Source organism: Nocardioides sp. IC4_145, from assembly GCF_011250565.1.
GTDB lineage: Bacteria > Actinomycetota > Actinomycetes > Propionibacteriales > Nocardioidaceae > Nocardioides.
The window spans coordinates 42,387-61,317 of the sequence record NZ_JAANMS010000004.1 but is presented as its reverse complement, the minus strand read 5'-3'; the positions used below and the strand labels follow the sequence as shown (position 1 = coordinate 61,317).

Sequence of the window (18,931 nt, the reverse complement as noted above, 5' to 3'; positions counted from 1 at the left end):
GTCACGCTTCCTGTTCCAGGATGTTCTTGGCTCGGTAGTACTGGTCGTCGGTCAACGTGTTGAACAGGACGAGACTCGACCCGAGCGAGTCTGACTGCCGGTAGTCGCCGGGGAAGAACATGAGCATCGGCCTTCCGGTCACCACGCTCTGCAGGTTGTTGAGCACGTTGTGGGACCGGATGTAGGGGAAGACCTCGCCTATGCCGGTAAGGAAGACGATGTCGAAGGCGCCGTCCTGCACCTTGGCCTGCAGCGCCGGGGCGAGGTGGAGTTGCGGGTCGAGCATGGCCTGCAACATTTCGCGCAAGTCGTCCTTGTCGTGGTCGGGCTCGAACGCGAGCACTCGCTCCCAGACACCGCGTCCTTTGAGAATCTCCACCGACAGGTCGTAGAGGTTGACCTCTCGCACGGTGATGCCGTGCTTGGTCGAGAGCTTGGTCTTGATCCGCTTCTTCGCCTGCGCGACCGCGAGGGAGGCCTCGGGCGGGAACGGGTAGATGAAGAACGGGACTTCGTTGCTCAGTCCCTCCATACGAAGGAACCGCTGGCTGCTCAGCACGGCGAGCAGGTGCGCTTCTTGTGCGTTCAGGTCCATCGTCTTCATCAGGCTGCGCTCCGGGTGGGGAAGAAGCGGATGTCGCTCGGCGTGCGGAGATTCAGGAGAGCGAGGAGTCGTTCGGACAGGACGGCGGGCACGATGTGCCCGGACTCCGAGAGCAGCTCGGCTTCCACAAGCATCTTGAACACCGTGGATCGCAGCTTCTGCATGGTTGAGTCCTTGATCGTTGCGAGCTCGTCGTGCCACAGGGCCTTGCTCCGGATGAAGCCGTCGAAGTCCTCGTAGGCGAGTGTCGGTGCTAGCAGCAGGAACCGCTCGCGCAGGACCTCTTCGGCGAACTCCGCGATGAGGCTGTAGCGGCGGCAGGCCGCCACCCACAGCAGGTGGCCGCGCTCGGTGGCCGTGAGGTCGCCGAGGAGCTCGAGCTCTGGCTCGGTCAGGGCCGAAAGGCGCTTCACCGTCTCGCGGACGAGGCGGACGCCGCTGCGGTGCGTGCGCGCCTGGAGAAGGTTGTCGGCCACGGCTCGGTCACGGGCCTTCTCCCAGTCGCGTTCCTCGAGGTAGGCGGGCGCCAGGAGGGCGGCCTCACGGGTTAGGAGCGTGCCGGTGGTGAACGACAACGCATAGCGATCGCTGGTCTCGGCGTCGGTCACGGCTGGCACCTCCTTACTGGCGTCTCGGGCAAAGTCGTTCAGGCTATCGGGGACCGGCGACAGTTCTGTCCTGTCGGGCGACAAGTCAGCCGGTGTTGCTCGGTTCATCTGAGGTAGCGGCACCGCCGCGGCGCACCCATTCGTCGACCTCGCTGGTCTGGAACTTCCAGAGCCGGCCGACCTTATGGGCTGGCATGGCCTTGTCGGCGATCCAGGCGTAGACCGTGTCCTTCGTGACGCCGAGATGGGCGGCGATGTCCTCTGCGGACAACCACGGTTCGGACACGACGCGTCGACCCTTCCCTCGGCGAACCGGCTTTAGCCGGGTGTGTCCGAGCGTAGTCGAGGATGAGCCTGGTTTCGGCCGGTTCAGCAGAACCAAGGGCCTGTCTTGGAGCCGCCGGCCCACTGTCCGTCACCGGCGCTCCGGCCCGGCAACCTGACCAGCTCCCACGACACCCGGGGCGCCCGCTGCCGAGCTGGCGAAATGCTCTCGCCCATCTGATCGCTCCCAAGGTCCGGGATCACCTAGGTGACCAAGCAGAGGAGGACCCAATGAGCACTTCACCCGCGGAGCAGCCGGGCTCGGGCATCGTCACCTTCACCCAGCAGGGCGACCGCGCCCTCGATCGCCTCGCCGCCGACCTGGTCGACCACTGCGACGGCTCCATCGCCAGCATCGCGGACGTCCTCGAGCAGGTGCTGTCGGCCGACATCGCCGAGCTTGCCGACAAGCTCGGTGAATCCCTAGTCGCCGACGAGGCCGGCCTACCCCCCAAGAGTCCCGACCATGCAGCCCGTCGACGCCTCGGCGCCGACCGGTCCATTGCCGGCGGCGCACCTCCCCCGCCACCCCGGATCGGCCGTTGACGCGCCGGTCACACGCGCGAGAGCTCCTCCGGCCGAGTGAGCTGACTTCCACCTAGACTGACCTAGAAAACCCTCTAAATCTAGGTGAGTCTAGGAAGGTGGCGCTGGTGGATCAGAGCCCATACACGCCCGGTGCCGGCCACAACCCGCCCGTCCTGGCAGGACGAGACGGCCTTCTCCGTGACTGGCATTTGGTGCTCAACGACATTGTCTCTAGCGGCCGCGTCCGCGCACAGGACATGATTCTTGCCGGCCCGCGCGGCGTGGGGAAGACCGTCACGGTGAGCGCGTTCGCGGACCTGGCCAAGGAGCAAGGCTTCGAGGTGGTCAACCTCCAGGCTGTCTCGGGCCACGCTGGTCTGGTAGAGGCGCTGCTCCAACGCGCTCGCACCCGTATGGCCGAGGAGGCCGGCCCGTGGCAGCGCGCCCGCAAGGCCTTCGAGCGGGTCGGTGGGGTCAACCTGAGCATCGCGGGTATCGGTGCCGGTATCTCCACTCGCCCATCCGACGCTCCCGCAGCAGGCTTGGACGCGGGAACGCTCGCTGACGCCCTGGCTACGCTGGCGGCTGAGGTCCGCAAGGACGCCCACAGCGGGGGCCTGCTGATCACCGTCGATGAGCTCCAGGTCGCCTCTGGCCCTGACCTCGCCCTGCTCGCGGCGACGCTGCACCGACTCAACGTCGACCACCCCTCCGCGCCGGTTCTCTTCGCCGGCACCGGGCTGCCCTTCACTCCCGATGCGCTCCGCAAGGCTGGCGTGACCCACCCTGATCGCCTCTTCGTGCTGGAGCCCATCCCCCTCACTCTCCAACCCGATGACGCCCGCTACGCCGTGGTGGAGCCAGCACGCCGGGTCGGTGTCGCGTGGACCCCCGAGGCGGCGGCAGTCGTGGTGGAGGCCAGCAACGGCTACCCGGCCCACCTGCAGCTGTTCGCCCACGCAATCTGGACATCCGCGCCGGGGCCCGACCAGATCACCCTCGGCGACGTCGAAGCCGCACTCCCCCGGGTTGCCGACATGCTCGAGCGCCGCACTCTTGGCCCCCGCTGGGACCGAATCAGCGATCGACAGATGGAGTTCCTTGCCGCCCTCGCTCTGCACGGCGGGCGCGCCTCGACAGCGGCGATCGCCAAGACTCTCGGTCGCTCCCAGCAAGAGCTGTCCTGGCTCCGTGAGGAGCTCATCGAGGAGGGCGACGTCTACGCACCCAAGCGAGGCCAACTGGCGATGGCGGTCCCGCTCTTCAACCGCTTCGTTCTGAGCCACTACGAACGCACACGACCCGAGGCAGCGACCGAGCTGCTGAGCTTGCAGGAGATGATCGCGAACGCCGGGCTGGATCCCTCAGCAGCGCACGCGGGTGGGGACATGCTGCGCCTAAGCGAGCAGAACGAAACCCGCCAGTTGCCACCGCCCAGCGCCGGATCTGGGCGGCCGCGTTCCTGAGTGGCGGCGCACCTCTACCGAACGGTGTTGGCATACATACAGTTACACAACGCAGCTGAGCAACGGGCTTGGAGCGGGCCGACACGGACCGCGATAGCGCTAGAGCTGGCGGCTGGCCCGTCGCAACATGGGCCCTGTCACGTCGGGCAGCAGCGCGGCAAGGGGCTACGGCGGCGCGACATCGGCCAAGCTTGTCGAGCAACTCGGAGTCGTCTGACGTCAGTGTCTCCGTCGTCGGGGCGCAGTAGGCGTTCCACTCGCTGACCCCCGCGGCGAGCCGGCGATAGGCCTCGACATCCTGGGGGCGTTGAACCATGCAGGGCGGACATCGCGAACCCGCCGCGCGATCAGGGCCCCTTTGTCCTCGATGGCTGCTCAGTCTCCCGCCTCGCAGGAATGGAGGGGACCCTGCGGTTATCCACAGCCGGCCGCCGACGGCCACGCGTCCGCCCGCGAGATCCGGGAGACTCGAGTCAGCGACACCTCTCGGCAGGAAGGACAACCCGGTGGACGACAACGACCAGCTCGGAGCGGGCGGACACGCGGCGGCCGCCCGCGAGCACGTCTACGGCTTCAACCGCGCCACGATGTGGGAGCGCGACCAGATCCCGGCCGAGACCTCCGACCAGCTGGCGGAGTTCGCCGACCTCGCGGCCGCGCTCCCCCAGGCCTTCTCGCAGCTCTCCAGCAGGCTCGAGCAGGCCCTGACTCACCAGGTGCTCAGCATGGACTCGATGACCGACGAGTCCGACCCGGCCATGGCGATCGGCGTCGCCCGTCTCGTCCTGGAGGAGGCCCGCGGTCTCGCGGTCGACCTCCACAAGCACCTCAACGCCGCGCGGAACGCCACCGCGCACATCATCAGCCAGGGCGCCGACGAGGGGCAGGAGTCGATGTCCTGGGACCAGCCCTGACCCGGCTCCACTTGAACATCGCGAGATTTCTTCGCGTCGGGTGATCGCCCCGACGGGTCGACCTTCCTTTGGTGACTGAGAGATGACCCCGGTCCACCAAGGAGCTGCCCGTGAGCACGCCCACCGATTCCCCGTTCGTCACGGCCAACCGTGACCCGGTTCAGGAGGCCCGCGCCTACCTCGAGCTGGCCGTGGCTGCGCTCGATCGACTCCGCGAGGTACTGCCGCCTCCGACCGCTCCCCGGCCCGAAACCGGAGACGGTGTGTCGGCATGACCACCGACACCACGCTGAACGCCGCCGACGCTGTGTTCGAGGCCGAGCAGGCCGTGAGCAGAGCGTGCTGGGTCGTGGAGGAGCTCCACGAGACGATCGCCTCCGCACTCCGCGTGCTCGACGACGCCGAGCTTGACTCGGCCAAGGCCAAGCTGTCCGAGCGCGGCTCGTTCTACCTCGAGGCCGCCGGCGAGCACCTGGGCCGGCTGCGCACGCGGTGCAACGACATGCCGGACCTCACCCACGACCTGTTCGCGCACCTCCACCGCGCATCGCAGTCGGTCACCGACGCCCGCACCCTCCTCGACCTGGCCGACACCTCCGATCCCGTCATCGCCAGCGAGATCGCGCAGCTCAAGCCGCGCATCGCGGTCGTCGGCGAGATGGTCGCTCTCGCAAAGCCGGTCGCCCAGCTGGCTGCCCAGCACGTCGAGACCGCGCACCAGGCCAGCCGGGACGTCACTGCCCTGGGCCTGCTGGAGCCGGTCAGCCTGGAGCGAAGCATCGCGACCGCCGGCAAGGAGCTCGGCCGCGCCGACGAGGACGTGCGCCTGCTCGGCAACATCGTCGACCACGCCGCGGCCAGCGCCCGTGAGTCGGCCGGGATCGCCAGCGAGATCACCGACAGCGCCCGCCGACGGATGTCCGAGCGGAGCCGGGACCCGATCCCGAGCGCATCGTCGCTCCCGACGCCCCGGTCCCCGAGTCGGTAGAGGGAGCCATGGACCTCGACCAGGGCAGGTCATGGACGGGCAGCTGACGATGGCCGCGAAGACGCTGGCCCGGTGGTGCTACGCCCGTGGCCTCGACGAACGACTCCTCGGCCGTGGTGAGCAGCTGCTCAAAGCGGTCGTCGACCAGGCGCTCGGTCAACCGGCGCCGGCGCACCTCGAGCGTTTGCTGTGGCGACAGACCGCCACGCTGCTGCGTCAGCGACGCGACTGGGACCGTGACCACCAAGTGAGCCCACCGACGCCCGCGGCGTGCCTGCCCTGCGTCGTGGCGGTCGACCAGTGCCCCACCCACGCCGGCCGGCGATGTCGTGCCTGCGGTGGCCAGCTGCACCGCGTCGTCGTCGACGAGGGCTTCGACACCCATCCGTGCTGCGACCGCCCCGGTGAGCATGTATCCCTGGCGGTCGTCGAGCACACCGCCCAGCTGCTGGGAGCCACGCTGCTGGCACAGCCGACCTGACCTGCCCGGGGCGCCAACCGGATCAGCCGAAGTGATCGCTCCCACAGCTGGTCCGCACTTAGGAGACCAAGGAGAACTGGCACAGCCGGTGCCGGTCCACGGGATCCATGGGAGTTCACATGAGTGACGCCGCTCGCGAGGAAGCCGCGCTCGAGGAAGAGGCCCGTCAGCGCGCAGAGGAGATCAGGGCCACCGAGGAGGCTGCCGCCCAGGCCGTGGCCGCCGACACCGGCCCCACCCCCGACGCCGAGATCGCGCAGGTCCACCGATCCGGCCGCCAGCACGACCACACCGACACGGCCGTCTACCAGCGGCCCCAGCTCGGCCGCCGCCGCGGCCCGCGCCGCTAGGGGGTCGCGATGGCTACCGCACTCGCATCAGCGGACGCCAGCCGCATCGTCGGCCGAACGACGGTCCGCTGGGTCGACTGCTCCCACAAGCTGGGGTCGCTGCCGTGCATGAACCACAAGCCGCACGAGGGCAACGGCCGCGGCTGCGTGCACCACTCAACGTCCGGCTTCCAGGACGACGAGTAGCCCGCGGACCCTGTAGCGCCCAGAGAGAGCTCCTCAGCCGTGCACCAGGTGCAGCCGCGGTCGCGGCTGCTGCTCGACGGCTGTCTCCAGGCGCTCCAGCCGCTCGAGCGTCATTGGATGCCTATGACGCCGGAGCAGACCAGCCAGCACGGAGCCCAGGCCGAGGGAGACCACCAGCTGGTCGGCAGCGGCCTCCGACCAGGCCTCGATCCGCCGGCTGGCCGCCGGCACCAGGTAGGTCAGGGCGATCACCGCGCCGCCCAGGATCCCCGGAGCGGCCCGGCCCTCAGCGACCGACTGCACGATGCAGATCACACCGACGACACCCCGCAGCGTCCACGCCAGCCGCATGAACGGAAGCCAGGCGAAGGCTCGGCCCACGCCACGGAACGTCCCGACCACCAGCCGCCACGGCGTCGTCGCGGCGAGCACAGCGAGCTCCAGCCGTGGCCGGATCGCTCGCCGACGGCCGACAGCATGAGCCATCGCGGCGGCCGCCTCCGCAGTGGTCACTCCTCCGCGGTACATGGCCTCCACCAGCTCGGGAGTGACCACGACCGCGCGATCCGCGATCGCGACAGCCACCGGGGTGCTCGGACCCTGACGCCGGCGCACGAACAGGGCACCGACGTCGATGCCGCGGCCGCCCAGCTCGGCGAGCACCGGCGCCATCACCTGGAGCTCAGCTGCGGTCGCGAGACGGGACAGGGTCAGCGTCGCGATCGCCGGCACCTCGAACTGGCCGAGCGCCAGCGCAGCGAGCAGGCCGGCTGCAACCAGGAACGCCACCAGGCCGAGCGCCGGCGGGAGCAGGGCGCACACCACCACGGTGAGGACAAAGCTCACCAGCAGCGCCGGCGCCAGCGTCACCACCCTCAGCACGGTCATCGAGAACCTCATCATCACGACCCTCCTCCATCTGTCAGCACTAGTGCGAATCTCTTGACTTTGCTCGCGGTGATCGTCCGGCGACCGCCGTACGACATAGGCGAACGAGACCAGTTTGTGCCCAGCCGCCGACACGACCCCGAGTTATCCACAGCCCGCCGCGCAGCGGAGCGAGGACCGACCCGGACGTGGGTTCATGGGCCAGACCGACCTCCGACCGAAAGGAACACCCGTGGACACCCTCAACGCTGACGGCACTTGGGACCGCCTCGGCTCGATCGCCCTCCTGCTGCACCAGGCCGCCACCCAGGTGTGGAGCGACGCCGACCGGTCCGCCGCCGACTCGCCGCTGCACGACCTCGGTCTCGGCGTCTATCTCGCGCACTCCCAGGCCAGCGCCCTGCTGCCCGACGACTACGAGCTGCCCGACGTCGACGAGGACGCGGAGCTCGAGGAGCGCACGCCGCTGCAGCTGCTCACCGAGGCCGAGGAGTTGACCCGTCCCCTGCCGCTGCACCGGCCCGACCTGGTGCACGGGTCCCAGCTGGTCGTGGACCTGTGCGACCTCATCCGGGAAGCCCGCGGCCTTGGCTACTGACCTGCGGCTGGCGTACGCCGACATCGACGAGGAGCTCTTCGACGTCGACCAGATCCCGATGACCTCGCGTGACGTGCGCAGCGTCGGCGAGATGCTCTTCGACGTCGACTACCTCGCACGCCAGCTGCTGATGGACGTCGACGGAGACGCGGCCGGCACGCTGCTGCGCAGCTGGCCGACGATGGTCGCAGCCGCCGAGGACCTGTGGGCATCCCTGCCCGGTCGACGACCTGCCGTCGACGAGCGCGACCGGCCCATCACCAGCCTCTCCGCCCAGGCCGCCACCATCGAGGCCAGCCTCTCCGGCCGCACGGCCTGGCCAGGGCGAGGCCCGACCAGCCCCCGCATCGACCAGATGACCCAGACATTCCTCAACGCCGCCTCGCTGGTCCGCCGCTACGGCGCCGAGATCCGCCACGAGCAGCCCGACGCTCACCGCGACCTCGAGGCAGCACGCACCCGGATCATGCACGGGCTCTACCTCACTGCCCACGCCGTGAACGTCGCGCTCCACGAGCACGGCCGCGACCGCGTCAACGACGCCCGCAGCGCCGGCCGACGGATCCACCTGGCACAGCGCCACTCCCCCTACGCGATCGCGCCCACCGGTGTCTGGATCGACCGGATCTCCGCCTGCGAGAACACCGCCCGCAGCTACCTGACCGACCGGTTCGCCCAAGCCCTCGCCGGCGAAGCGATGCGCCCCGTCGACGACCCCGGCCGGCTGGCGCAAGCACTGGCCAACTGGGACATCCAGACCCACCGCGCGCTGGTCCGGGACCTCGAACCGTCCAACATCCTGCTGATCACGCGCACCCAGGGGCTGATCGCCGGCGCGAGCTTGGTCCTCGTCGACGCGGCCGCGACCGCCGGCGTGCTCGAGCGTTCCGATCGCCTGGTCCCGGCCATCGCCGACGCAGGGCGGTCCTGGAGCAACCTGGCCAGCCGCTGGGGCGACCTCGCTCCCCCAGGAGCCCGCCTCGAGGAGTCGCTGGCCCGCGCGGCCGCGGAGGTCCGCGCCGCGTACCGCCAGGTCACCCACGACAAGACCACCCTGGCCAGCCCCGAGGTCATCGCCGGCCGCCCAGGGCTGCTCCAAGCCGTGCCCGCAACGCTGCGTGCGATCGAGGCCGGGTCTGAGCTCGCGGTGGTCGTCGCCGAGAAGGCTGCCGCACCCGACCTCATCGGGCCGGCCCGAGCCCTGTCGCGCCGGGCGCACAACGATGTTGAGGCCGGCATGGCCACCCCGCCGGCCGAGGGCGACGTCGTCTGGGTCTCCCCCACCGACATCTTCGCCAAGCGCCTCGTGCCACTCCCCCCGCCTGTCGCGGAAACCCTGCGCGCGGCCAGCGACGCCACGATCGACGCCACCAGCTCGGCCTCAGCGGTGGCCACACTGCATCAGCGCGAGGCCATGGCGGCAACTCATGACGGGGACCCTGGGTTGCGCGGCAAGACCGTGCCCGAGGCCGGACGCCCACCAATCGCGACGTCCACCGGGCCGCGGCGGTGACCTGCACAACGCTTGTCAAATGCGGCCGGAGAGAACACTGCCACCCAGCATGCAGAGGGCCACATTGGCGTCAGAAGCTGCAGATGAAGGAAAAGCAACCCGCCAGGCCGAGACCACCAATCTCATCTTGAACACAGGAGCCGGCCGCACCGCGGCAACTACTCTCAGGAACATGGGGCGAATCAAGGGGCACTACGAGTGGGATGACGACGACCTCACCCCAGGCCATAAGAAGGAAGGTGGCCTCCATCAGAACCTCTTCGACGGCGATGGCAACCTCAAAGGAAGCGCCCGCTTCATCCCTGACGACGAAACCGAGTCCGACGAGCTCGTCATCACAGAGACCGTCTACGTTCCGATCGAACAGCGTCGGAAGTCTCGCGAGCAGGAGGAACTCGAGGAGGCAATCGCCGCCATCGTCTCCCACCTGATCGATCGGGGAATAGCGCGAGCGAAGCCCCTCCTCGCGCAGTGGTACCGGGAGACAGCCCGGCCGGCCTTCGACGCCCAACGAGCCAAGATCGTTGCGCGGCGCGCACGCGGAAAGGCGCGCAAGACCGGCGTGGTCGAGGTAGCCAACGTTGAGCCAGGGCAGGAAGTCATCGAGGCGCCGGCCGAGGACCGACCGGACATGTCGCGAGCCGAGGCGCAGGCTCGCTACTTAGCTGCCCTCGCAGCCCGTGCCTACAGCGATGAGCAGATGAGACTGGTGGCGAGCGCCAACATCGGCGACAGAGAAGGCGACGGCATTGCCGAGCTCGAGCAGTCGCTGGCGGAACTCCCGCCAGCTCAAGTAAGAAGCTTGCTCGAGGCCATGGCGACCGATCCGACCATGCTCCGCGAGGACACACTGGCGGAGTTGGCAAGCATCCTCGGGCGACGAGACCCATGGCCCGCCGAGAACGTCCGACGGCTTCATTGAAGGCAGCGCGCAGAACCTCCGGAATCGGTCTCTCGTGTCGGGCGCCTGTGCTTCCCTTGCAGCACCGCCAAAACGGGCGGGCCTGAACAGAGAAGGACCGGCAGGATGGGCTACGCCTATCGCTTGCAACCCGCCCACCGACGGAAGCTTCGTCGGATGCGGGAGCTCGTGGACGCTGCGGACGGATCACTCACGCCTGATGAACTTGCCGCCGCGGAGGAGTACCTCTCCCTCCATGCTTCCTGCGAGGCGTACCTGCAGGCCCAGATGACCCAGACGGCTCCGCCAGAGCGACCTCGCTGCGCACAGGGCTACGGCAAGCGGGGCAAGGTCACCGCACCCGTCCAGACGAAGGTTTGCCCGGTCTGCAAGAAGCAGAAGTCGGTGCTCTCCTTCGACGACGAGCTGGGCAAGTGCATCAAGTGCAAGTACAAGAAGACCAGCAGAGGCACCGGCAAGGGGAAGAGCGGCGGCGAGACGAAGAAGCCCGTGCCCACTCGAACCCGGAAGTGCCCAGTGTGCTTGCAGAGCGTGACCGTCACGCTGAAGGCGGGCGACTGGACAGTGGAAGCCCACACCAAGCAGACGCGCGCGGGCGTGACCGAGTGCAGCGGCGGCGGGCAGGTCACCTACCACGAACGGCGGGACGCCATGGATCGCCTCGTTCCCGGCAGCTTCGAGGGAGGCAAGAGGCGGTAGTCGTCCCAGGCCTCTCGGACGGCGCACACCGGTCCCCATCGCCGCTCCTCGCCGACGGGAGAGATCGGTGCAAATCCATTCGTTGCGTTAGTCAACGCACAGGTAGGATGGATCTACCGATGCCCAGGGACCACCGAGGTTCAGGGCCGGCCCCTACCGAAGGGACAGCACATGCCGCTGCCGACGTTCGCTCCGCCCGCGACACCCACGCCTAAGTCCGACACCCTCACCCGCACCCAGGCCGCCGCCCGGCTCGAGCTCAACCCTGCCGGCGTCGACAAGCTCGTCCGGGCTGGGATCCTGAGCACGCCGACCACAGCCACGGAGGTCGAGCACCTGACCGGCCGTGACCGGCTCCTGGTGACGTCGGGCGCCCTCACCGTGCTGCGCACCGATGCACGGGAAGAGGCCGACCGCACGAAGTACCCCGCCGACCCCCGCCGGTGGATGGGCTTCCACGTCGAGCACAGTGACGACGAGCTCGAGGCCGCCAGCCTCCGGTGGTGGCGCTCCGACCCCGCCAAGGTCGTCGACAACGAGCTGTTCGTCGTGACCGTGGCGACCTTCCCGGTCGCGGCCTACCGGATCCTTGAGCGAGCCGACAGCGTCACCAGGGCCGACGAGGACGTCCCGCGGCACCACTACGCAGGGCAGCTCCTCGCACGCGTTCACCCCGGTATGTCGGTGACCTACCCCCAGAACACCCCGGACCACCTGCGCCGGATGGCCAAGCAGATTATGGACGGCCGCATCGTCGTCTCCAGCGGCGGTCCGATCGGCTACCTCGAGCCGAAGGCGACTTAGTGAGCACCACGACAGCCCACAAGGCAACACCCGACCCTGGCTCAGGTCCCTGCCTGCTGTGCGGAGCGCTCGCCGGTCCGACCCTCGAGCACATCATCCCGCAGACCCTGTGGAAGCGGTTCGGCATCGACCCCAACCGCGAGGACCTCGCTCAGTTCTGGACGACCCTCTGCGATGCGCACAACCAGGCGACGAGCGCCCTGCACATGCGGCCCGACATGATGAGCCTGATCGAGACGGGCGCGCCCGTGACCCGCAAGACGCTGGACCACCTCGGCGACTGGGCGGTCTGGGTCACGCTGCTCTTCGCCCTCGAGCGCGGTTCCGGGGTGCTGGGCGCCGAGGCCAGCAGGGAGCTGCTCCTGCGACGCTTCAGCACAGGCCACGGCGGCACGCCCAAGGGCGTTCGGGTATACGCCGCGCGGGTGGCCGAATACGTCGGGCCCGCTGATCCGCCCAGGGTCCCCTACGCCCTCGCGCTCCACGGGGACTCCCGGGTCTACCTCGACGCCCTCCGTCGACCGAGCGGTTTCAGCATCCAGACCGGGCCGATCAACGCCTCCGAGTCCATCGGCATCGGCAAGGTCGTGCTGCTGGTCGTCGGCCGCACCTACCCGTCGGGACCGGATCACGACGACCGCCTGGACCGGGCCGCAGCTCAGGTCGGGTTGGAGCGCATCCGCCCGCTCGGCGCCGCACTCCCGGCGCTGAACCCGGCCCGGATCAGCATGACCGACGTGAGCAAGGTCTTCACCGTGATCCCGTTCGGCGCCGACATGTCCTTGATGCCTGAGCGGATCCGGGCCCTGCCTTCTCTGTAGCGCCGCCCAAGCACCATGGCCCGGGCTGCCTCGTTCTGTTCTCGCCCGGCCAAGGGGCCCGGCATGCCACGATTCACCCGTGGGACTCTTCAAGCGCAGCGAGGCCGTCCGGGCCAAGAAGATCGGGGCTCATGCCCGATACATCGACGAGGACGTCCAGCGCATCGACCTCAAGGTCACCAGCATCGACGGGGGGACGGCGACGATCGACCTGAGCCTCGACCAGACCCGTCAGCTGGTGATCGACCTGACCAACGCCTACGGGGCCTGCCGGCCGGCGCTCCTCGACCAGAAGCAGGTCGACCGGATCACCTCGTTCTTCGGGATGCGCTGATGGTCCGCTACGAGTACGACGAGGAAGCCAGCGCGGCCGAGCACATGGACGTGGTGTACGAGGTGGACGATAGCCAGGCACCGGTCTCGAGGTGGGTGGACGCCATGCGTCGCCTCAACACGATCAACGACCCGCTCGCCCGCAAGCTCATCGCATTACACCGCAACTGCGGATCCGGCTCGGGAGTCTGCGACGACATCGGCGACGATCCCGACCCGATGGATCGCCGCGCCGGCTGGGGCTGCGAGACGACCGAGATCATCGCCTCGCACTTCGACATCGAGTACCCGCGAGGAACGGCGAGCGATCCCCCGTGAGCTCGCACGACTCCAACGCCCGGCTCGTCGACCTCATCCGTGCCGGCCTGAGCCGCGCCGACCAACTCGGCCGCGCCCGGGTCCCGCTCAAGCTCTACCCGGCCGAGGAGCAGGAAGAGCTCCTCACACTCCTCCACGCCTACCTGTGGGACACCGCGGCGCCCTACGACGACGGCTGGCACCGCTCCCCCGGCAACATCATGACCCTGTGGGCCGAACTGCTCGAGATCGGCATCGAGACGCGCCACCGGCTGATCCCACTCCGCACGGACCTGGTCAAGGTCCTCACCCAGCGCGGCCTGGGCTACCGGACGCACCCACGGTCGGTTCCCGTCCTGGTGCGGGAGTACAGCGGCCCCATCGAAACACCGGTCCACCCCGGCGACCCCCGCGAGACCTCGAGCACGATCGCCGTCGGAGCTTGGGGAGCCGGTTTCGGCGACGCCGCTACGAACCGCACGGTCGAGCTGGCCGCTGAGGCCGCGGTCCAGTATCACTACGAAGCAGCAGGATGGGACGTGACCCGCGTCGCCCACCTCAAGTGCGGATGGGACCTGACCGCAATCCGCAACGACGGCCAGGAGCGTCACATCGAGGTCAAGGGCGTCTCGAGCTCCATGCCCTCGGTCCTCATGACGCGCAACGAACTGCGCACCGCCGAGACCGACACTGCGTGGCTCCTGGCAGTGGTGACCAACGCGCTCACCGACCCAACGCTGGCCGAGTACGACCGCAAGACCGTAGCGGCGGCCGCGGATCCGACCGTCTACCGCGTCAACCTCGCCCCGTGACGCCGATGGAAACGCGAGTCGTTGCCGTCGACGTCGGCTCGGTTCGGAACAACTTCGCCTGGGCCGCTCTCGACCTTCCCGGCCGACGACCGGTCGGCGAGGGTGGCGGCCATCCCGAGGGCGCGGCCCTCGCCGTGCTCGAGGCACTCGCCGGCGGCGTGCAAGTGGCGCTCGGGTTCGAGGCTCCCCTGATGGTTCCGGTCAGTCCGATCGGGCCCGTCGACGGATGGAGGACCCTGGGGCAGGCGCGCCAGGGCGAGACCGTCGACGGTCGCTCCAGGCCCTGGTCGGCCGGCGCCGGCAGCGGCGCTTTGGCCACGGGGCTGGTGCAGATGGCCTGGGTGCTCGAGCGGGTGGGCTCCGGGGTCCCCGGGCTGCGGTGCACCACCCGGCCCGACCCGTGGCTGGCCGGCGACGCAGAACTGTTCGTGTGGGAGGCATTCGTGTCCGGCGCCGGAAAGCCCGTACCGGCGGGGATCACCCAGCACGCAGCTGACGCGGCCGCGGCCGCCGACACCTTCGCCGACCGCCTCGAGGACGGCTCCCTGAGTGCCTCCGACGTCGTCTGCACGCCAGCTTCGTCGTTCAACCTGGCAGCCGCGGCCGCGGCGTACGCCGGTCTGGCGATCGCCAGCAACGAGCTCCGCGACCAGGTTCAGGTCTACCGCACCCGCCCGGCCCTCCTGTAGGTCACCCCGGGCGGCCGCGGCTGGTCCGGAATCTCCACCTCGAACAGCACGATCCGTTGCTCGGATCCGCACGCCCGCGCCAGGGCGCGCCGCTCAGTCTCGGTGGCGACGAACAACGTCAGGCCGCGGAGCCGCTCGAGGACCTCGGCCGAGATCCTGCTGACGACCGGGCTGATCACCCCCTGCGGCATGTCGTGGACGAACAGCGGCACGCCCATCGCCCACTCCGGGGCCGCGTCTCGCACACCGACGTAGCCTCGCGCCTCTCGGCGAACGAGCTCGACCGCCGGCGGCGTGAGTGCCTGCTGGCGGGCGAGCTTTGCCGCGATCGCCGCAAGGTGGCGCTCACGCTCCGCGTCCGCGAGTTCGTCGTACTCACGCCGGCGCTCCCCTGCATCCAGTTGGCCGCGTTCGGCGATGACGTGCGGCCGAGTGGTCCACACGATCGGCGCTGGGAGGGGAAGGAATGTCACGGATCTGCCCGGGACGACCTGGTGCGTTCTGACCATGCCGGCCAGGACGCCGGCGACTAAGACCCCGAGGCCCACGGCGGGCACGACCGGCCCCCACCAGCCGTGGCCAGGGCACGGGCCAGGAGCGCCGCCGTCGTTCTCACAGCGCCGACGCGGGCACCACCGCTCACGGAACACGCTGGTCCCGTCGACGACCTCGGCATCGGTGGCTGCGGCCTGCGATGGCTCGGTGGGCTGGGAGATCTGAATCGCGGGTACTGCTCCGATCCACGGCCGGTCATGATCGGTGACCCAGCACACCGGCACCCCGGAGGCCTCCATCCTCGCGGTGCGCTCGCGCAGCTCGTCGACGGTGATCTGTGCCAGCTGTGCCTCCCATGCCATCCGCCTCGTGCCGTCGGGGCTGGTGGCAAGCACGTCGGCCCGCCAGCCCTCGCCGGCGACCTCGAGTTCGGCGTACCAGCCAGCGTCGCGGATCGCCGAGGCCAGCTGCAGCTTGAGCAGTCGGTGGGCCATGGTCTCGCCGACCAGCGAGCACGTCGGCGCGGCCCGGTCGTGGGCGAAGAACCTCAGCCCCTTTGGCGAGAGCTTGGCGTGGAGCCCATGCCCGCACTCGCGACACGTCAGGGGCGCGCGTGGTCGCGCTCGGTGGATCGCCTCCCAGGGCGTACCTTCGCCGAGCGGGTCAACGGTTGCGTCGAGCACGCCTGCCGCGGCGTGCTGCGCCGTCAGTGGCACGAGGGAACTCTGCCGCACAGGACTGACAGAAGTGGGCGGATCAGTTGCGGTTGAGGCCGTGCCGGCGTGAGTCGAGGGCGTACTTGTAGTGGCTTTCGGCGGCGTCGATCTCGCGGGTGGGGGTTGCCGGGTCGAAGACCCGCAGCACCGACAGGCGGAAGCTGGCCGGGTCCAGGTTGCGGAGCTCCACGTTGCCGCCGTGGCCGTTGGTCGCGTAGGCGGCCCAGCGCTGGAGGATGTTCTCGGCGCCGTCGGCCTTGCCGACGTAGTGGCGGCCGTCGCGGGTGTCGGTGATGAGGTAGACCCCGATCACTGATGAGAGGGCGGTGCGCCATGCGGCGTAGCGGTGCTCTCGGATGACGGCCTGCAGCTGGGGGTAGTCCAGCGTGAGGGCGTCGAAGCCGGGGAACCTCACCGGCTCGGCGTCGGCGATCTCCATCACCGGATACGCGGCCGCGGTGGTCGCGTTGATCCTCCAGGTGCGCGGGGAGCGCCACTGGATCACCAACCGGTTCCGCAGGTCGCTCATCAGTTCCGACGGCTCGAGGTGGAAGGTGCGAAGCAGCCCGTCGTGCGCGGTCTCGCCGTGATTCACCAGGACCGACCACAGCCGTGCGCGGTCCCCACCCTCAGGCCGGAACACGATCCAGACGCGGGGAGGCGCGGCCGGGAAGGTGCGGGTGTTGGCCGACTGGATGCTCGTATAAGCCAAGATCTCGGCGTCGGAGGAGTCGCCGTGGATGCCCACTGTGCCGTCTTCGTGCTCACGCACGTAGGCGTGCCGAATGACCAGCGCCTCGGCCGGGTCGAGGCCAGCGCTGGTGATCACTGAGCCGAACGTGAGCGTCATCGAGGGCCTTCCGTTCTAGGTGCGGCGGCCGGCGCCGCGGCGATGCTGACCAGGATGTCGTGGCCGAGCGAGGGATCGACGGTGACGTGGAGGCCGAGATCGGTGATCCGGCCGTCTTGTGGATGCCAGTCGCGGTCTGCACGAGTGCGGCCCAAGAGCGGGTCGAGGGCGTCGATCGTGGGCTTCCAGAGCGTGAGCCAGTTGCGCTGCGGGCCGACGACGAACGCCAGCTGCAGATGCATGGCGCCGGTCGGGATCGTGGCAGCGTCGACCACCGCGGACCGGACCTGCTCCTTGAAGGCCGTGGTCCCGGCCGACGCGGTCGTGCGCACGGTGTAGATGGCGCTGGGTGCCGCACTCTCAGCCGCGGGAGCGACCAGTACCCGTGAGGTGTCCGCGTGCCGCTTGCTGCACCACACCGTCACCAGGTCCTCGTTGCGGAGTCGGGTGGCCAGTGGGAAGGCATAGTTGTCCAGGTCGGCCATGTCGATGAGGTCGCGCCCGGCTGGCAGCCCAATGTCGAGTCGGAGCGCCCAGGGGCCGACGACCATGGCGGGCGCCAGGAGTTCGGCGGTGTCCTCGAGGTATTCGCGCAACCGGACCTGGTCGGGGTCGGTCGCCTTGTTCCAGCTGGCCAACCGCGGCGCCTTTCGTAGGGTGAGGCCCTCGCCTTCCGGCCGCAAGTACCACCGGGCGACGGTCACGGCCGGTGCACCGCGCCGGTCTGGTCGACCCACCACACGTCGATCTGCGCCGCGGCCAGTGATCCGGCCGTCTCGGCGTGCAGGTCGCGGTAGCGCGGGAAGTCGGGCAGCGCGATGACGCTGCCCCAGGCCGGCTCCTTGCCACGCAGGCGCATCGCCGCGAGCACCGCCTGGGAGTACCAGTGGCCGGCCTGCGTGCTCGGGCTGGTGCGCTTGAGCTCGCCTGCCCGGGCCGGGTCGGCGTAGCCGCGGCTGGGGAACCCCTTGACCTCAACACCGACGGTCTGGCCGTTCCGGGCGGCGATCACGTCGATGCCGTGCTCCTTGGTCGCGGTGTTGGCCACCGACAGGATGCGCCACCCCTCGGCTGCGAGCGCGGTCACCAGGGATGCCTGGACGTTGGCCTCGGTATGCCACTCCCCCGCCAGCTCCGCTGGCTTCCCCTCGACGGGATCCTGCGCGGGTGCCGGAGCAGCTAACGGCGTGGCCGCGCCGCGGACCGCCGGCGGCTCGGTGCGCGGCTCGACATCGCCGGCGACCTCATACCCCAGGGCCGCCAGGTGTCGGCGGGCGGTGTTGGACATGAACTCCGATCGCGGGATGCCGGTGGCGAGCTCGAATGCCTGGATGACCGGGAACCAGGTGCCCTTCACCTTCACGGCGTGCTTGCGGATGGCGTCGGGCGCGACGTCGGCGAGGCGGCTCTCGACGTCCTGGCGGGCCAGCTCGTAGCGGTGGCCGTTCAGGGTGAACCAGATCGACGTGCGGCCCTGAGTCTCCATGGCCAGAAAGTACGGCAACCGGCCGACACGAGGAGACCGGTTTGCCGCACTTCTCTCCACCTTGGGCGCTACCTCACGGGCGGTAGCGCCCCTCGATGATCCGGATCGGGTCGCCCATGCCGGCGTCGGTGTCGATCAGCTCGCGGTCGCGGCACCACTCCGCGACCGTGAGGACCGAGCCGAGCGGCCAGACCAGGCGCTCGGCGAAGACCTCGACCGGCACCTCGTCATCGACGGTCGGGCACAGCTCGTCGTAGACCGCCATGAACCGCGCGACCGTGGTCGACGACATCGGGGTGACCCCGGCCGGCATCTTCATCTTGTCCATCTCAGTGCTCCTTTCGTAAGCACTCCGATGAGCGCTCACCATATGTATCGGCATTTCGGCGCCCCAAACCCCGATCGCGCCTGTGGGAGTACTTCGACTGCCCGGCGACCGGGATGTCTGCCCGTGTGGCGGGTCCGCGGTCGGCCGCCTTCTACACTTCGGCTCGAGCGCATTCGGGAGCAGGTGCGGCCGGAGTGGCGCATTCCTCTCTCCGCGTCGACCGCGAGGGTC

At 69.4% G+C, this 18,931-nt stretch carries 27 protein-coding genes; 18 read left to right on the top strand and 9 right to left on the bottom strand.

Going from position 1 to position 18,931, the window contains the following annotated elements; genetic code table 11:
• Position 1: 1 nt before the first annotated feature.
• The 3 genes from G6553_RS03440 to G6553_RS03430 all read right to left on the bottom strand — a co-directional run bounded on the left by G6553_RS03440 (position 2) and on the right by G6553_RS03430 (position 1,498).
• Entirely contained in the window at positions 2-604 is a 603-nt protein-coding gene (locus G6553_RS03440; protein WP_107767052.1) for a DUF1788 domain-containing protein, read from the bottom strand.
• The gene (locus G6553_RS03435) at positions 604-1,212 is read right to left on the bottom strand and encodes a DUF1819 family protein (protein ID WP_347565463.1); all 609 of its coding nucleotides are present in this window, start codon (positions 1,210-1,212) and stop codon (positions 604-606) included. Before G6553_RS03435 ends, G6553_RS03440 begins: the two co-directional genes overlap by 1 nt.
• An 85-nt stretch (positions 1,213-1,297) precedes the next feature.
• Positions 1,298-1,498, bottom strand: a complete 201-nt coding sequence (locus G6553_RS03430; RefSeq protein WP_107767050.1) for a helix-turn-helix domain-containing protein — start codon at positions 1,496-1,498, stop codon at positions 1,298-1,300.
• A gap of 269 nt (positions 1,499-1,767) precedes the next feature.
• Between G6553_RS03430 and G6553_RS03425 the strand changes: the two genes are divergently transcribed.
• From G6553_RS03425 to G6553_RS03390, 8 genes are all read left to right on the top strand, one after another.
• Positions 1,768-2,082 carry a hypothetical protein gene (locus G6553_RS03425; protein WP_166189197.1) on the top strand — a complete coding sequence of 105 codons (315 nt, stop codon included), beginning with the start codon at positions 1,768-1,770 and terminating at the stop codon, positions 2,080-2,082.
• Positions 2,083-2,180: 98 nt separating this feature from the next.
• Complete coding sequence (locus G6553_RS03420; protein WP_107767048.1) at positions 2,181-3,530, top strand: ATP-binding protein; 1,350 nt, start codon at positions 2,181-2,183, stop codon at positions 3,528-3,530.
• A 506-nt stretch (positions 3,531-4,036) separates the two neighbouring features.
• Positions 4,037-4,444, top strand: coding sequence for a hypothetical protein (locus G6553_RS03415; protein WP_166189195.1), 408 nt, complete (start codon positions 4,037-4,039; stop codon positions 4,442-4,444).
• A gap of 110 nt (positions 4,445-4,554) precedes the next feature.
• Entirely contained in the window at positions 4,555-4,719 is a 165-nt protein-coding gene (locus G6553_RS03410) for a hypothetical protein (protein ID WP_166189194.1), read from the top strand.
• The gene (locus tag G6553_RS03405; RefSeq protein WP_166189192.1) at positions 4,716-5,432 is read left to right on the top strand and encodes a hypothetical protein; all 717 of its coding nucleotides are present in this window, start codon (positions 4,716-4,718) and stop codon (positions 5,430-5,432) included. The genes G6553_RS03410 and G6553_RS03405 overlap by 4 nt, the downstream gene beginning before the upstream one ends.
• Before the next feature lie 31 nt (positions 5,433-5,463).
• On the top strand, positions 5,464-5,913 hold the full coding sequence (locus G6553_RS03400) for a hypothetical protein (protein ID WP_107767044.1): 450 nt from the start codon (positions 5,464-5,466) through the stop codon (positions 5,911-5,913).
• Positions 5,914-6,032: 119 nt separating this feature from the next.
• Positions 6,033-6,263 carry a hypothetical protein gene (locus tag G6553_RS03395; RefSeq protein ID WP_166189190.1) on the top strand — a complete coding sequence of 77 codons (231 nt, stop codon included), beginning with the start codon at positions 6,033-6,035 and terminating at the stop codon, positions 6,261-6,263.
• 9 nt (positions 6,264-6,272) lie between these two features.
• The gene (locus G6553_RS03390) at positions 6,273-6,449 is read left to right on the top strand and encodes a hypothetical protein (protein ID WP_166189188.1); all 177 of its coding nucleotides are present in this window, start codon (positions 6,273-6,275) and stop codon (positions 6,447-6,449) included.
• A gap of 33 nt (positions 6,450-6,482) precedes the next feature.
• On the opposite strand, the gene G6553_RS03385 is transcribed toward G6553_RS03390, so the two are convergent.
• The gene (locus G6553_RS03385) at positions 6,483-7,337 is read right to left on the bottom strand and encodes a hypothetical protein (protein WP_166189187.1); all 855 of its coding nucleotides are present in this window, start codon (positions 7,335-7,337) and stop codon (positions 6,483-6,485) included.
• Positions 7,338-7,569: 232 nt separating this feature from the next.
• On the opposite strand from G6553_RS03385, the gene G6553_RS03380 reads away from it, so the two are divergent.
• The 10 genes from G6553_RS03380 to G6553_RS03335 all read left to right on the top strand — a co-directional run bounded on the left by G6553_RS03380 (position 7,570) and on the right by G6553_RS03335 (position 14,825).
• Positions 7,570-7,935 carry a hypothetical protein gene (locus G6553_RS03380; protein WP_166189185.1) on the top strand — a complete coding sequence of 122 codons (366 nt, stop codon included), beginning with the start codon at positions 7,570-7,572 and terminating at the stop codon, positions 7,933-7,935.
• Complete coding sequence (locus G6553_RS03375) at positions 7,925-9,448, top strand: hypothetical protein (protein WP_166189183.1); 1,524 nt, start codon at positions 7,925-7,927, stop codon at positions 9,446-9,448. The genes G6553_RS03380 and G6553_RS03375 overlap by 11 nt, the downstream gene beginning before the upstream one ends.
• Before the next feature lie 172 nt (positions 9,449-9,620).
• Entirely contained in the window at positions 9,621-10,370 is a 750-nt protein-coding gene (locus G6553_RS03370; RefSeq protein WP_166189182.1) for a hypothetical protein, read from the top strand.
• 156 nt (positions 10,371-10,526) lie between these two features.
• Complete coding sequence (locus tag G6553_RS03365) at positions 10,527-11,069, top strand: hypothetical protein (protein ID WP_166189180.1); 543 nt, start codon at positions 10,527-10,529, stop codon at positions 11,067-11,069.
• Between the two features lie 171 nt (positions 11,070-11,240).
• Positions 11,241-11,873 (top strand): hypothetical protein, encoded by a 633-nt coding sequence (locus G6553_RS03360; RefSeq protein ID WP_166189178.1) that lies wholly within the window; start codon positions 11,241-11,243, stop codon positions 11,871-11,873.
• Positions 11,873-12,694: a hypothetical protein gene (locus G6553_RS03355; RefSeq protein ID WP_166189176.1), complete on the top strand. Its 822-nt coding sequence runs from the start codon at positions 11,873-11,875 to the stop codon at positions 12,692-12,694. The genes G6553_RS03360 and G6553_RS03355 overlap by 1 nt, the downstream gene beginning before the upstream one ends.
• Before the next feature lie 79 nt (positions 12,695-12,773).
• On the top strand, positions 12,774-13,028 hold the full coding sequence (locus tag G6553_RS03350; RefSeq protein ID WP_166189174.1) for a hypothetical protein: 255 nt from the start codon (positions 12,774-12,776) through the stop codon (positions 13,026-13,028).
• A complete protein-coding gene (locus tag G6553_RS03345) occupies positions 13,028-13,345 on the top strand; it encodes a hypothetical protein (protein WP_166189172.1) in 318 nt (105 codons plus the stop codon). Before G6553_RS03350 ends, G6553_RS03345 begins: the two co-directional genes overlap by 1 nt.
• Complete coding sequence (locus tag G6553_RS03340) at positions 13,342-14,136, top strand: DUF3883 domain-containing protein (protein ID WP_166189171.1); 795 nt, start codon at positions 13,342-13,344, stop codon at positions 14,134-14,136. The genes G6553_RS03345 and G6553_RS03340 overlap by 4 nt, the downstream gene beginning before the upstream one ends.
• Positions 14,137-14,141: 5 nt before the next feature.
• Positions 14,142-14,825, top strand: a complete 684-nt coding sequence (locus G6553_RS03335) for a hypothetical protein (RefSeq protein WP_166189169.1) — start codon at positions 14,142-14,144, stop codon at positions 14,823-14,825.
• Here G6553_RS03335 and G6553_RS03330 read toward each other — a convergent pair.
• The 5 genes from G6553_RS03330 to G6553_RS03310 all read right to left on the bottom strand — a co-directional run bounded on the left by G6553_RS03330 (position 14,798) and on the right by G6553_RS03310 (position 18,700).
• Entirely contained in the window at positions 14,798-16,036 is a 1,239-nt protein-coding gene (locus G6553_RS03330; RefSeq protein WP_166189167.1) for an RNA methyltransferase, read from the bottom strand. The genes G6553_RS03335 and G6553_RS03330 overlap by 28 nt on opposite strands.
• A gap of 40 nt (positions 16,037-16,076) precedes the next feature.
• Positions 16,077-16,865, bottom strand: a complete 789-nt coding sequence (locus G6553_RS22000; protein ID WP_207619305.1) for a GIY-YIG nuclease family protein — start codon at positions 16,863-16,865, stop codon at positions 16,077-16,079.
• Positions 16,866-16,882: 17 nt separating this feature from the next.
• Complete coding sequence (locus tag G6553_RS03320) at positions 16,883-17,524, bottom strand: hypothetical protein (protein ID WP_242679942.1); 642 nt, start codon at positions 17,522-17,524, stop codon at positions 16,883-16,885.
• Positions 17,525-17,586: 62 nt separating this feature from the next.
• On the bottom strand, positions 17,587-18,372 hold the full coding sequence (locus G6553_RS03315) for a hypothetical protein (RefSeq protein ID WP_166189162.1): 786 nt from the start codon (positions 18,370-18,372) through the stop codon (positions 17,587-17,589).
• A 73-nt stretch (positions 18,373-18,445) separates the two neighbouring features.
• Complete coding sequence (locus G6553_RS03310; RefSeq protein WP_166189160.1) at positions 18,446-18,700, bottom strand: hypothetical protein; 255 nt, start codon at positions 18,698-18,700, stop codon at positions 18,446-18,448.
• Positions 18,701-18,931: the final 231 nt, after the last annotated feature.

What these genes read in the sequence shown, in the direction of transcription:
- G6553_RS03440 (WP_107767052.1), bottom strand. Translation starts at nt 604, where the DNA reads ATGAAGACGATGGACCTGAACGCACAAGAAGCGCACCTGCTCGCCGTG.
- G6553_RS03425 (WP_166189197.1), top strand. Translation starts at nt 1,768, where the DNA reads ATGAGCACTTCACCCGCGGAGCAGCCGGGCTCGGGCATCGTCACCTTC.
- G6553_RS03405 (WP_166189192.1), top strand. Translation starts at nt 4,716, where the DNA reads ATGACCACCGACACCACGCTGAACGCCGCCGACGCTGTGTTCGAGGCC.
- G6553_RS03400 (WP_107767044.1), top strand. Translation starts at nt 5,464, where the DNA reads ATGGACGGGCAGCTGACGATGGCCGCGAAGACGCTGGCCCGGTGGTGC.
- G6553_RS03395 (WP_166189190.1), top strand. Translation starts at nt 6,033, where the DNA reads ATGAGTGACGCCGCTCGCGAGGAAGCCGCGCTCGAGGAAGAGGCCCGT.
- G6553_RS03390 (WP_166189188.1), top strand. Translation starts at nt 6,273, where the DNA reads ATGGCTACCGCACTCGCATCAGCGGACGCCAGCCGCATCGTCGGCCGA.
- G6553_RS03385 (WP_166189187.1), bottom strand. Translation starts at nt 7,337, where the DNA reads ATGACCGTGCTGAGGGTGGTGACGCTGGCGCCGGCGCTGCTGGTGAGC.
- G6553_RS03370 (WP_166189182.1), top strand. Translation starts at nt 9,621, where the DNA reads ATGGGGCGAATCAAGGGGCACTACGAGTGGGATGACGACGACCTCACC.
- G6553_RS03365 (WP_166189180.1), top strand. Translation starts at nt 10,527, where the DNA reads ATGCGGGAGCTCGTGGACGCTGCGGACGGATCACTCACGCCTGATGAA.
- G6553_RS03360 (WP_166189178.1), top strand. Translation starts at nt 11,241, where the DNA reads ATGCCGCTGCCGACGTTCGCTCCGCCCGCGACACCCACGCCTAAGTCC.
- G6553_RS03345 (WP_166189172.1), top strand. Translation starts at nt 13,028, where the DNA reads ATGGTCCGCTACGAGTACGACGAGGAAGCCAGCGCGGCCGAGCACATG.
- G6553_RS03335 (WP_166189169.1), top strand. Translation starts at nt 14,142, where the DNA reads ATGGAAACGCGAGTCGTTGCCGTCGACGTCGGCTCGGTTCGGAACAAC.
- G6553_RS03315 (WP_166189162.1), bottom strand. Translation starts at nt 18,372, where the DNA reads ATGGAGACTCAGGGCCGCACGTCGATCTGGTTCACCCTGAACGGCCAC.
- G6553_RS03310 (WP_166189160.1), bottom strand. Translation starts at nt 18,700, where the DNA reads ATGGACAAGATGAAGATGCCGGCCGGGGTCACCCCGATGTCGTCGACC.